General features: G+C 71.4%; 10 protein-coding genes. 4 read left to right on the top strand and 6 right to left on the bottom strand.

All coding sequences use genetic code 11. From position 1 onward, the window contains the following. Positions 1-2 precede the first annotated feature (2 nt). Positions 3-1031, top strand: coding sequence for an LLM class F420-dependent oxidoreductase (locus tag BJ964_RS21800; RefSeq protein ID WP_188122391.1), 1029 nt, complete (start codon positions 3-5; stop codon positions 1029-1031). Here the strand turns inward: BJ964_RS21800 and BJ964_RS21805 are convergent, their stop codons facing one another. The 3 genes from BJ964_RS21805 to BJ964_RS21815 all read right to left on the bottom strand — a co-directional run bounded on the left by BJ964_RS21805 (position 1032) and on the right by BJ964_RS21815 (position 3816). Then, complete coding sequence (locus BJ964_RS21805; RefSeq protein WP_188122392.1) at positions 1032-2027, bottom strand: NAD(P)-dependent alcohol dehydrogenase; 996 nt, start codon at positions 2025-2027, stop codon at positions 1032-1034. A 65-nt stretch (positions 2028-2092) separates the two neighbouring features. Further along, complete coding sequence (locus BJ964_RS21810) at positions 2093-2749, bottom strand: response regulator (RefSeq protein WP_188122393.1); 657 nt, start codon at positions 2747-2749, stop codon at positions 2093-2095. Next, complete coding sequence (locus tag BJ964_RS21815) at positions 2746-3816, bottom strand: sensor histidine kinase (protein ID WP_188122394.1); 1071 nt, start codon at positions 3814-3816, stop codon at positions 2746-2748. Before BJ964_RS21815 ends, BJ964_RS21810 begins: the two co-directional genes overlap by 4 nt. A gap of 37 nt (positions 3817-3853) precedes the next feature. Between BJ964_RS21815 and BJ964_RS21820 the strand changes: the two genes are divergently transcribed. The 3 genes from BJ964_RS21820 (at position 3854) to BJ964_RS21830 (ending at position 9555) form a co-directional block, all read left to right on the top strand. Beyond that, complete coding sequence (locus tag BJ964_RS21820; RefSeq protein WP_188122395.1) at positions 3854-7150, top strand: NACHT domain-containing protein; 3297 nt, start codon at positions 3854-3856, stop codon at positions 7148-7150. A gap of 70 nt (positions 7151-7220) precedes the next feature. Beyond that, positions 7221-8747: an MFS transporter gene (locus tag BJ964_RS21825; RefSeq protein ID WP_188122396.1), complete on the top strand. Its 1527-nt coding sequence runs from the start codon at positions 7221-7223 to the stop codon at positions 8745-8747. A gap of 208 nt (positions 8748-8955) precedes the next feature. Then, positions 8956-9555, top strand: coding sequence for a TetR/AcrR family transcriptional regulator (locus BJ964_RS21830; protein ID WP_188122397.1), 600 nt, complete (start codon positions 8956-8958; stop codon positions 9553-9555). Here the strand turns inward: BJ964_RS21830 and BJ964_RS21835 are convergent. From BJ964_RS21835 to BJ964_RS21845, 3 genes are all read right to left on the bottom strand, one after another. Further along, positions 9539-9958 carry a hypothetical protein gene (locus BJ964_RS21835; protein ID WP_188122398.1) on the bottom strand — a complete coding sequence of 140 codons (420 nt, stop codon included), beginning with the start codon at positions 9956-9958 and terminating at the stop codon, positions 9539-9541. The two genes, BJ964_RS21830 and BJ964_RS21835, sit on opposite strands and share 17 nt — an antisense overlap. Positions 9959-10032: 74 nt before the next feature. Continuing rightward, positions 10033-10983, bottom strand: coding sequence for a pectate lyase family protein (locus BJ964_RS21840; protein ID WP_188122399.1), 951 nt, complete (start codon positions 10981-10983; stop codon positions 10033-10035). Positions 10984-11193: 210 nt separating this feature from the next. Continuing rightward, positions 11194-12660 (bottom strand): hypothetical protein, encoded by a 1467-nt coding sequence (locus BJ964_RS21845; protein ID WP_188122400.1) that lies wholly within the window; start codon positions 12658-12660, stop codon positions 11194-11196. Between the last annotated feature and the right edge of the window lie 36 nt (positions 12661-12696).

Raw genomic sequence — 12696 nt, forward strand, 5'->3', positions numbered from 1 at the left:
CCATGCGCCTCGGGATCCAGCTCGGCTACAGCGGCGAGGGCTTCGCGGCGGACGTCGACGAGGTCGTGGAGTACGAGGAGGCCGGCGCCGAGCTGGTCGTCGTGCCGGAGGCGTACAGCTTCGACGCGGTCAGCCGGCTGGGCTTCCTGGCCGCCCGGACTCGCCGGATGGGGCTGGCGTCCGGGGTGATGCAGATCTACACCCGCACGCCCACCCTGACCGCGATGACCGCGGCCGGCATCGACTACGTCTCGGGCGGCCGGTTCAGCCTGGGGCTGGGCGCGTCCGGACCGCAGGTGATCGAGGGCTTCCACGGTGTCCGCTACGACGCGCCGGTGGCCCGGACCCGGCAGATCGTCGAGATCTGCCGCCGCGTGTGGCGCCGCGAGACCCTCATCTTCGAGGGCGGCCACTACCGGATCCCACTGCCGGGGGAGTACGCCAAGCCGCTCAAACTGATCAACCACCCGGTCCGTCCGCGGATCCCGGTCCTGCTGGCCGCCATGGGACCGCGCAACGTGGCCCTGGCCGCCGAGATCGCCGAGGGCTGGCAGGCGCTGTGGATCGACCCGCGCGCCGCCGGACGGGTGTTCGGTGACGCGCTGGCCGACGGCCTGTCCCGCCGCGACCCGGCCCTGGGCCCGCTGGACATCAGCGTCCCGGTGCCGTTCGCGCTGCGCGAGCAGGGCCTGGACCGGCACCGCGCCCAGCTCGCCCTCTACCTCGGCGGCATGGGCGCGCGCGGCCGCAACTTCTCCAACGACCTGGTCCGCCGGTACGGGTACGCCGACGCCGCCACCCGCATCCAGGAGCTCTACCTGTCCGGCCGCCGGGCCGAGGCGGTCGCCGCCGTCCCGGAGGATCTGGTCGCCGCCACCTCGCTGGTCGGCCCGCCGGACGAGATCCGCCGCCGCCTCGACGCCCTGGCCGGCGTCGGCGTCACCACACTGCTGGTGTCCCCGTTGGCCGCCGAGCGCGCCGAGCGGGTCAAGGATGTGCAGACACTGTCCACCCTGCTCGCCACCCGGTGATCAATCGGTGAAGGTGACGACCACCTTCGCCCGGGCGTGCTCGACCATCAGATAGCGGAGCGCCTCCGCGGTCTGCTCGAACGGGTACGCCCGGTCGATCACCGGCACGATCGTCTTCTCCTCGGCCAGCTCCCGCAGCGCGGCCAGCATCGCCGGGCCGGCCGCCGCCGTGTTCAACTGCACCACCCGCTGCCGTCCCAGCCGGCCCACCGTCTGCCCGGCGATCGACAGCCCGACCGGACCGATCACCAAAGGCCGGGTACGGGCATTGCCGCCCCCGCCCAGCACCAGCGTCCCCTCCGGAGCCACCGCCCGGCGCAGCGCCCGCAGCGAACGGCTCGCCGCCAGATCCAGCACCAGGTCGTACCGGCCGCCGGAGCGGGTGAAATCCTCGGACGTGTAGTCGATCACCTCGGCGCCCAGCGACCGGACCAGATCGGTGTTCCGGCCGCTGCACACCCCCGTCACCGCACCGCCGTAGGCCCGCGCCAACTGCACCGCGAACGTGCCCACCCCACCCGAGGCGCCGTTCACCAGCACCCGCTGCCCGGGCCGCACCGGCGCCAGATCGCGCAGCGCTTGCAACGCCGTCGCGCCGGCCAGCGGCAGCGCGGCCGCCTCCTCGAAGCTCAGATTCTCCGGCTTACGCTCCACCACCGACTGCGCGGCGCACACGAACTCGGCGAACGCCCCGTCACCGTCACGCAGATCGCCGAACACCTCGTCGCCCGGCGCGAACCGGGTCACCGACCGGCCCACCGCGGTCACCACACCCGCGAAATCGCTGCCCCGGATCGGGGCGGCCGGGCCGCGCAGGCCGAAGATCGGGGACATCAGCCGGGCCACGTACGGGTCGCCGCGCATGATGTGCCAGTCCCGTGCGTTCAGGGACGCGGCCCGTACCCGTACCAGAATCTCGTCGTCAGCCGGAACCGGCGCCGCCACCTCGGCCATCCGCAGCGTCTCGCCGTACCGGTCCTGCACCATCGCCCTCATACCCGTCGATGGTGGCCGTGGGAGAAAGCGAAATCATCGGTCCCCGGTACGCCCCGAAAGCCGTACTAAAGTTCGATCCGCCGTGTCTCGAACGCCCAGATCGCCACCTCCACACGGTTCCGGGCGCCCAGCTTGTTCATCAGGCTCGTGACATGCGTCTTCACCGTGCTCAGCGTGATGAACAGCTCGGCCGCCACCTCCGCGTTCGTCCGCCCCCGCGCCACCAGCGCCAGCACCTGCTCCTCCCGCTCGGTCAGCGGATCCACCGGCTGCCGGGGCACCGGCGCCGGAGCCGTCCCGGCGAACGCCTTCAGTAGCCGGGTGGTGATGTTCGGGGCGATCAGCGCGTCCCCGGACGCCGCGGCCCGCACCGCCTGACCCAGCAGCGCCGTCCCGGCGTCCTTCAGCAGGAAACCGCGGGCGCCCGCGCGCAGCGCCGCGTAGACGTACTCGTCCAGATCGAACGTCGTGATCACCACGACCGCGAGCGGATCCGCGACCGCCGGGCCGGCCAGCAGACGGGTCGCCTCGATCCCGTCGATGCCCGGCATCCGGATGTCCAGCAGGCACACGTCCGGCCGCAGCCGCCGGGCCAGCTCCACCGCCTGCCGCCCGTCCCCCGCCTCGCCGACCACCTCGATGTCCGGCTGCGCGTTCAGCATGATCGCCAGCCCGGTCCGGACGATCTCCTGATCATCCGCGACGACCACCCGAACGCTCACGCCGCCACTCTCGGCAGGGTCGCGCTGACCGACCAGCCACGATCCGGGTTCGGCCCGGCCTGGCACGTCCCGCCGAGCAACCCGGCGCGCTCGACCATGCCGCTCACCCCGTACCCCGAGGAAAGCCCACCGTGCTCGCCGTCGTCGCTCACCTGGAGCCGCACGGACGTCTCGTCCGCCGTCACCCGGACCTCGATCCGGGTGGCGTTGCGGGCATGCCGGCGCGCGTTCGTCACCGACTCCTGCGTGAGCCGGAACAGCGTGGCCGCCACCGCCGGGGACAGATCGTCGACGTCACCGTCCAACCGCACCTCCACCGGCGGGCCCACCGTCGACGGCCCGGCCAGCGCCCGCACGTCACCGATGCCCGGCTCGCGCAGCACCCGCACCATCGACCGCATCGACGCCAGCGCCTTCGACGCCTCCGACTCGATCAGCCGCAACGCCTCCACGGCCGACGCCGGGTCACGCTCCGCGGTCGCCTGCCCGGCCTGCGCCCGGATCGCCATGGCCGACACGTGATGCGCCACCGTGTCGTGCAGATCCCGGGCCAGCCGCTCCCGCTCCAGCATCCGCAGATGCTGCCGCTCCCGCAGCCGCGCCCGCGCCCGGAACCGCATCGCCAGCCCGAGCGCCCCGATCCCGAACAGGATGATCAGCCCGGCCAGCACGTCGGCCTCGGTGAGCTGCGCGAACCCGTAGCCGATCGCCAGCCGCCCGGCGATGATCAGCGAACCGGCCGCGATCTCCAGACCGGAACCCCAGCGGAACAGCGCATACGGCAGCAGCAACAGAACCGCGGCCAGCGTCAGGAAACTCGGGAACCCGGTCAGGAACGGCTCGATCGTGCACACCCCGAAGCCGATCGCCAGCACCAGCAACGGCCGCTGCCGGCGCCACAGCAGCAGCGGCACCACGGCGAACCCGATCAGCGCGCCCAGCGGAGACGAGCGCACGACACCCTCGACGATCACGGCCGGGAGCAGCACCGCGACCAGCAGCCAGTCCCGCCGCACCCGCTCCGGAGGAGGGGGAGTCGGCCGGAGCGTCCACAGCACCTCGCGCATCCCTCGATGGTAGGACCGCCGTCCCTATGATGGGGCCGTGCCGCAGTCGTTGTCCTATCTCGACGCCGTCAAACTGCTCGGCGGCTCCGGGCCGTTCATGAAGGTCGCCGACAACGTGCTGGGCGGCGTGCTCAGCGTCGCGACGGCCGGCGGCAGCGAGGTGGCCGTCAGCCTCTTCGACGCCAAGACCGAGGCGGTCCGGCTCGGCCAGCTGGTCACCGACAGGATCACCGATATCGTACGGGGACAGACGCGCTACAACCGCACCGAGCGCCTGCACGCCGCCCACGCCGTCCTGGTCGTCACCTCGTTCTTCACCGCCCTCGACGACTGCCTGTCCACCACCGGCCTCGACTCCCCGGGGTTCGCCAAGGAGGACCAGCTCCTGCTCGTCTCGGCGGCCCGGACCGAGGGCTCCTGGCAGTCCCGCCTGCTCGACGCCGGCATTCCCTCGCCCAGCCCCGACCTGCCGTACGACGTGCTGCTGGAACACCTCGGCACCTGGTTCACCGACCGGGGCCGGCACATGGCCGAGTACCTGAGCGGTTTCGCGGTCTGGGCCGCCGCCGACTCCCGCACCCGCACCGCCGTCCACGCCGTCCTCACCGGACGCCTGCCCGAACTCGCCGTCGAACGCTACGAGACGACCGTGCGGCAGCTGTCCCAGGAGGTGCCGGAGTTCGCGATCTGGCTGGCCCGGTTCGAGTCCCGTGCGGTCTCCCGAGGGCTGGAACACCTGGAGGCGGCCCTGCTCGAGGCCACCAGCGACCGGGCGCCGGCCCGGCACCGCGCCGACCTCGCGCTCACCTACCGGGCCGTGCTCGACGACCCGGTCCTCGGCGGCGACACCGGCGAGGTGACCAAGCCCAGCCTCGGGATCGCCTACCTCGACCCGCGCTTCCGGGTGAAGGCCGCCGGCCCGGGCGCCCGCGCCGCCGACGAGGACTGGTGGGCGGACGCGCCGGTCCGCGACGACTTCGGCACCTTCCTGGCCACCTACCTGACCACCCCGCAGGCCGCCGAGGCCCCGATGCTGCTGCTCGGCCAGCCCGGCGCCGGGAAGTCCACACTGACCAAGGTGCTGGCCGCCCGGCTGCCGGCCGCCGACTACCTGGTCGTCCGGGTCACGCTGCGCGAGGTCCGCGCCGAAGCCGAGATCCAGGACCAGATCGAACAGGCGCTGCGCGGCGCCATCGGCGAGACCGTCGCCTGGGCGGACCTGGCCCGCGACGCCGACGCCGCCATGCCGGTCGTCCTGCTCGACGGCTTCGACGAGCTGTTGCAGGCCACCGGCCTGCACCAGTCCGACTATCTGACCCGGGTGGCCGCGTTCCAGCAGCGTGAGGCCCGGCTCGGCCGTCCGGCCGCGGTCGTGGTGACCAGCCGGGTCGCGGTCGCCGACCGGGCCCGCCTGCCCGCCGGGAGCCTCGCCGCCCGCCTGGAGCCCTTCGACGAGTCCCAGGTGGAGCGCTGGCTCACCACCTGGAACGACGCCAACGCCGCCTACTGGACCCGGACCGGCCTCCGTCCGCTCGCCCGTGATGTCGTGCTGCGTTTCCCGGACCTGGCCACCCAACCGTTGCTGCTGCTCATGCTGGCCATCTACGACGCGACCGGCAACGCCCTCCAGTCCGCCACCGACTTCGACACCGGCCGGCTCTACGAGCAGCTGCTGCACGACTTCGCCGCCCGTGAGGTGCGCCGGGTCCACGACGGCCGCCCGGACGACGAACTGCCGGGGCTCGTCGAGGAGGAACTGCTGCGGCTGTCGGTGGTCGCGTTCGCGATGTTCCACCGGCTCCGCCTCTGGGTCACCACCGAGGAACTCGACGCCGACCTGGCCGGGCTCGGCCTCCGGCGCTCGGCCTCCGGCCGGACCGCCGACTTCCGCAGCCGGCTCTCCGCGGGCCAGGAGATGGTCGGCCGGTTCTTCTTCATCCAGCGGGCGCAGGCCCTGCAAGACGATCAAACCCGGCAGACGTACGAGTTCCTGCACGCGACGTTCGGCGAATACCTGGTGGCAAGGCTCGTGGTGCACGCCGTCCAGGAGGCGGCCGCCCTGTCCAAGGTTCGCTCGATCCGGCTGGGTCAGCAGTCCCAGGACGACGAACTGCTCCAGAACCTGCTCGGCTACACGCCGCTCAGCGCCCGCGCCACGATCCTGCCGTTCGTCACCGCCCTGCTGACCCGGTCGAGCCCAAACGATCTGCGCGAGTGGCTGATCGACCGGCTGCGGACGGCGGTGATCCGCCCGGCGTGGACGCCGAGGGCCTACCAGCCGGTGGACAAGCGGGCCGACCACTGGATGGCGACGTACTCGTTCAACCTGCTGCTGCTCACCCTGGCCTGCGGGCAACCGGTCCGGGCCACCGATCTCTACCGGCACGCCCGGGACCCGGCCGGCTGGCTCCGCGACATGGCGCTCCAGTGGCGGGCGGCCGTGCCCGGCGGCATGTTCCTCGACGCGCTGGAGCTCTTGCAGGTGAATCGGGAGTGGGCCGCCGACGGCCGCCGTGACCTGGTGCTGCGCAACGAGCGGGGGATCGGGTGGACCGGGGTGGATCCACGCTGGGCGTTCAGCTTCGGGCGCAGTTGGAACTTCCCGGAGGTCATGTCGAGCACCGACTACTTCCCATTGGCCACGGCGTTCCGGTCGATGGACCTGAGCAGCTCTTTCTCCGACGACGCGATCCGGCACGCGGCGGAGGCGGCGCTGGGACATCTTCCTCTCCAGGCGCTGGTGATCCTCGTCGAGCACGGCCCGGGCGACGCCGAATCGGTGGCGCACACCCTGATGAGCCTTTCGATGAGTTCCGGCGCACTGGTTCCGGTGAAGGAGCTGCTGTCCTCCTACGACCGTGCCTTGAGAGCGATCGACCGGGTGGAACAGCTGTTGCGCGACCTCGGGAGCCTGACGACCGATCTGTTTCTCCGGTCTCTAGCCGTCGATGCCGGCCGGCTACCGTCCGCCGAGGTCTTGCGGCTGATCGAGCACGCCTTCACCGCTGGATGGCGGCTCCCCGGCGAGGGCGCGGCCCTTGCGCTGAGTGCCCTCTGCGCCGGCCGCGGGCAACCGTCCGAGCGTTACGACAGGGTCGCTGCTGAACTGGCGGCGCGGCTGGCGCTCCAGGATCTTTCCCCGGACACCTGCCTGCGCCTGCTCGCCGTGCTGCCGGTCGCCGCCTCCTGGCAGTTGGCCAGCCTGCTCTTCGCCATGGGACGGCGCTTGCGTGAACCGGACGTGGAGCAGCGGATCGCCACGGACCCGGACTTCGCGGCCCGCCTGGAGGCGGCCCGTGCCCGCTTCGCCGGCTACCGGGACGCCACCGGCTGACGGCATCTCCGCAGACATATGACCGAATCGAGACTGTGAAACTGTACCGACTAGTCGGTACAGTTTCGGGATGCTCATCTCCACGAACGCGGTGGGCGCGCGGCGGCGGTGGGCGGCTCTGGCCGTTCTGGCGGCCGCCGTGCTGCTGCTGTCGATCGACAACACCGTCCTGGCCCTCGCGGTGCCCGCGCTCACCGCCGACCTCTCGCCCACCGCCGAGCAGGTTCTCTGGATCGGCGACGTCTACTCGCTGGCACTCGCCGGACTGCTCGTGCTGATGGGCAACCTGGCCGACCGGTTCGGCCGCAAGCGGGTGCTGCTGCTCGGCTCGGCCGGGTTCGGCCTCGTGTCGCTGCTGGCCGCGTTCGCCTCCAGCGCGGAACAGTTGATCGCGGCTCGGCTGCTGCTCGGCGTGGCCGGGGCGACGCTGATGCCGGCGACGCTGTCGCTGATCCGCAACATCTTCCCGGACGACACCGAGCGGGCCCGGGCCATCGCGATCTGGTCCACCGCGTTCGGCGCCGGCTCGGCGATCGGCCCGCTGGTCGGCGGGCTCCTGCTGGAGCACCTCTGGTGGGGCTCGGTGTTCCTGATCAACGTGCCGGTGATGATTCTGATCCTGGTCGCCGGGTGGCTGCTGTTGCCGGAGTCCCGCGACCCGGGGCCTGGCCGCTTCGACGTGCTCTCGGCGGTGCTGTCGATGGCCGCGATCGTCCCCCTCGTATACGCGATCAAGCACGTTGCCGGGCACGGCCCGGACACCGTCACCGTGGGCTGCGTGCTGGCCGGAGTCACCGCGGGTGTCCTGTTCGTCCGGCGGCAGCGGCGCCTCGAACAGCCGATGCTCGACGTCGACCTGTTCCGCAACCCGGCCTTCTCCGGTGCGGTCGCCGCCAACATGATCGCGATCTTCGCGTTGACCGGGCTGCTGTTCTTCTTCTCCCAGTACCTTCAGCTCGCCAAGGGGCACAGTCCGATGGAGGCCGGTCTCGCCGAGCTGCCGGCGACCATCGCGTCGATCGTCGTGGTCGGTGTCGTCGGCGTCTCCGCGGCACGGCTCGGACAGGGCCGGGCCATCGCACTCGGCCTGACGCTGGCCGCTGCCGGACTTGCCCTGGTCGCGGCGGCGGCCCGGGGACCGTACCTCTGGTTGGGTCTCGCTCTTGTCGCGATCGGCCTGGGCATCGGCCTGGCGATGACGCTGACCGGCGACGCGATCGTCTCGGCCGCGCCGCCGCGCAAGGCCGGATCGGTGTCCGCGATCAGCGAGGCCGCCATCGAACTCGGCGTCGTCCTGGGCATCGCGGTCCTGGGATCGCTCGCCTCGCTGGTCTACCGGTCCCGTGTGGAGATCCCCGCCGGCCTGTCCGCCTCCGATGCCGCGGAGGTCCGCGACTCGCTGGGCTCAGCGCTGCGCGTGCTCGGCCCGGATTCCCCGGTGGCCGACGGCGCCCGGGAGGCCTTCATCGGCGGCATGCAGGTCACCTCGGTGGTGGCCGCGGTGTCCACCCTGGCCGCCGCCGTCCTGGCCTGGCGCCTGATCCCGTCGCACCCATCCCACGCACCTGATCCGTCCGCACCCATCCCACGCACCTGATCCGTCCGCGCCGGCCCCACGCACCTGATCCGTCCGCGCCTAGCTCGTGTGCCCGATCCCTCCGCTCCCGGCTCGCCTGCCGATCCGTCCGCGCCCAGTTCGCGTGGCTGACGCACGCCGGCGGAGGTTCCCGCTGATTCGCGGCGGCTGTGTGTCGCGGTGTGGGCCAGCCGCCGCGGCAGGATGACGGATGGGTACGGTGGCGATCGTGGGACGAACCGCGGGCCGGTCACCGGAGGAGACCCGACGGGCGCTGCTGAAGGCGGCGGCCGCGGCGATCGGGGCGCGCGGCATCCACGCCTCCCTCGACGAGATCGCCCGCTATGCCGGGGTCTCGAAAGGCGGCCTGATCTACCACTTCGCCAGCAAGGACGAGCTGATCATGGAGCTGGTCCGCACCGAGCTGGCCAGCTTTCAGGCTGCCATGGATGGCGAGCTGGATCCGGCCGACACGGCTCCCGGGCGGCTCACCCGCGCCTACATCCGGGCCGTTCTGATTCCGGAGGCCGACGACGAGGTGCGCGCGTCGCTGGCCCTGATCACCCAGTTGATGACGTTGCCCGCGGTCGCCGAGGTGGCCCGCGCCGACGCCGAGCGCATCGACGCCGCGCTTGCCGCGGACGGCCTGCCCGAGAGTGTCCTCACCCTGGTCGTGGCCGCCGCTGACGGCCTGAGCTGCACCCCGCTGTGGGGCGGTGCGGTGAACACTCCGGCCGACCGGCGGCTCGCCGAGCGGCTGTTGCACCTCACCCGTCATCCGGAGCTGTGGGAGAACCTGCCCTGGCCTGAGGTCACACCGGGCCGGTGACCGTCCATCCGAGGCTGTCGCAGTCGGGGCAGTACACGAACCCTCGGGGTCCGGATCGGTTCGACCACGGCACGACCGATCCCTGCGAAAGCGCCAACCGGCCCTGCCCGTGGCACCGGCCGCAGGTGGTCGCGACCGGTGGCCTCGGAGGTCTCAGGTGAACGAGTTCCGGATAGAGCTCGGCGGCCCGGGCGAGCGCGAAGGCGCGTTCGGCTGGATCGGCCGGCCGCAACGGGCCGTCCTCTTCGTCGTTTCTGACGACATCGCCGGCCGAGGTCAGGCAAATGACGGGACCCCAGTAGTTGAACAGGGGAAGGTGCCCTCGGCGGACGGAGCCGCTGCGCCAGTCCGAGGCGTGTGCCGCCTCCTCGATCAGCCGGTCGATCAGTTCGGCGTCCGCCATCCGTACCCCCTGTGGGCGCAGCGTAGGCCCGCGCCGCCACGGGCTGTGGCGGCGCGGGTGTCGCGTGTGGAGTGTCAGACGCTGATGCGGCCGGCGCCCGCGTTGGCGGTGACGATGGACTTCACGTTGGCGGGGGCGTCGGGCGTGTACGAGTAGGGGATCGACGCGACCGAGCCGCCGGTCTGGCCGCTGCCCGAGTTGACGAGCAGGTTGTTGCGGGCCACCAGGGTTCCGGCGTCGGAGGAGCCTTCGCCCAGGTGGAAGGGGTCGTCGACGTTTTCGAACGAGTTGGCCTCGACCAGGACGCCGGCGCCTTCGGTGGAGGCTACGCCGTACCCGGAATTGCTGTTGTAGTAGTTGTTGTAGACGTGCACCGGGTTGCCGAAACGCACCCGCGGATGCCGCTGGGTCGACGCGTCGAACCAGTTGTGGTGGTAGGTCACCCGCAGATGGCCGACGTCCTGGCTCGCGTTGCTGTCGCTGTGCCCGAGCAGCATGGATTTGTCGTGGGAGAACACCCGGTTCCACGAGACGGTGATGAAATCGGAACCGCGTTTGATGTCCACGGCGCCGTCGTATCCATTGCTGAAAGTATTGTGGTCCACCCAGATGTTGGTGGCTGATTCCTGCACGTTGATCGCGTCGTCGTTCCAGTTCCGGAACGTCAGATTGCGAATGATCACGTTCCGGTCGCCGTTGATGTTGAGTCCGCAACCGACGATCGCGGCCCCGGAGTTTCCGATGATCGTCTTGTTGGACCGGACCCGCAGCATGCCGGAACAGGAGATGGTCCCGGAGACCCGGATGACCGCGGCGGACGTCGACCCGACCGCCGTGGTGAGGGCGGACGCGCTGGTCACGGTGGTGGTGGCGGCGCTGCCGCCGCCGGTGGTGCCGCCGTTCTGGGTGCCCCACCCGACCAGGTCGGTGATCGCGGCCGAGGCCGGCTGGGGTGCGGCCAGGACCGCGCCGACGAGGGCGAGGGGGACGGCGCCCTGTATGAACCGATGAATTCGGCGATGCATTGTGGTGCTCCTTCTCAGATTTCACCGATCCGTCGGTCGGCGCCCGATCGACGGATCTCGGGGGATGAGGGGAGCGCTCCCGGCCCTAGAAAAACATAGGCCTGGATGGATGTGAAGAGATATCCGTTTGCAGGATTTCTGCAACAACTATGCGAATCGCCCCGGCCCGGCCCGTATGGGCAGGTCCGGGGCGAAACGGAAAGGGGTGTCTCAGTTCGGGTCGATCGTGATGGTGACGAGTCCGGTGCCGGGCCTCCGGTCCGTCTTCGGCACCGCCTTGCGGACCATCGACGTGGTCGCCTTCAGCGTGTCCAGGATGGCGATGTAGGAGCGGGCGCCGGCCGGTTGGTACCGGTCGTAGATCTCCCGCAGGCAGTCGCCGGTGACCAGCGTGATCGCCGGCCCGGCCGTCTTCAGGGCGGCGAGCACGTCCTGGTCCGACCCGGCGACGGTGCGGCTGCGCTCCAGCACGCAGGCGCTGAACCGGAACACGTCGGCGACGCTGCGCCCGGCGCCGGACAGTCCGGTCGCCTGGAGCAGCGAGCGGACCGCCGGGTCGCCCTCCTGCCCCTCGGCCAGCGCGTCGCGGGCCGCCGCGCCGAACTCCTGGTGCGCCTGGAGCAGCGCCTCGGCGGTGCTGTCCCGCAGCGCCCGGCTGTTGGGCAGCAGCAGGTCCAGGTGGCGCAGACCGGAGTCGAGGGCGATCACCGACCAGTCCAGCCGCCCGGACAGGGTCACCGGGTCCTTGCGGCCGGGCGTCAGCTCCAGGGTGACGACCTGGCCGCCGCCCACCGCGACCGAGCCGTCCAGGTACGTCAGGATCGTGTCCCGCACCCCGCCGAGGGAATCCGCCTCGGACGTCGGCGCCGGGCGGACCGAGCCGTCGTCCGGCAGGTCCAGCACCATCGGGAAGGGGAACCGGTTGCGGACCCTGATCTGCTGCGATCCGGTGCCGGAGACCACACAGGCGTCGACCCGGCCGGCCGGGACCGACACGTTACGGACCGTGACGTTCGTCGCCTTGGGTTCACAGGAGAATGCCTGCGGGGCTCCGGTCAGGTGTTCGAGGGTCTGCTCCAGCGACGCGGTGGCGCCGGCTCGCGCGTACCCCCAGAAGGTCGCGACGGTGCCGGGCTTGACCGGCAGCGCCGCGCCCGAGCCGGTCCGGATGGTGTCGCCGGTGGGGTCCGAGGTGACCTGCCAGGTGCCCAGCACGAAACCGTCGAACAGCACCGTGTCGCCGCTGACCGCGCGCTCGACCGCATCGGTGGCGGTGGCGGTCAGCGGGAGCCAGCCGCCCAGCTCGGTCGACCAGGCGAAGACGTTGAGCATCTCCGGCCGCACCCCGGCGGGCAGGTCGCCGTAGTCGAGGGTGATCCGCGCCCTGGTCAGGTCGCCGCTCTCGAATGTGACGTCGATCATGTCGCCGACCGGGACGATGCCGGGCGGAAGTGGCCGGTCGTCCGGCAGTGGCTCACGGCTGAACCGGACCCGGGTCTCGCCCTGCGCAACGCCCGGCAGAGTGTTCAACTGGACGTGTCCGTTCAAACCGGACAGTCCGCCGCCTTCGGGCTCGACCAGCTGTGTCCCCGGGACGCCGATCGGACCGCAGGCTGCCAGGCCCGCTCCGAACGCGGCCAGCAGACTGCCGGCCAATATCCCCCGTACGAGTTTCATGTTGCCCTCCCCGGCGGAGGAGGATAACCGGCGTTT

This window comes from Actinoplanes lobatus (assembly GCF_014205215.1).
In the GTDB taxonomy this organism is placed as follows: domain Bacteria; phylum Actinomycetota; class Actinomycetes; order Mycobacteriales; family Micromonosporaceae; genus Actinoplanes; species Actinoplanes lobatus.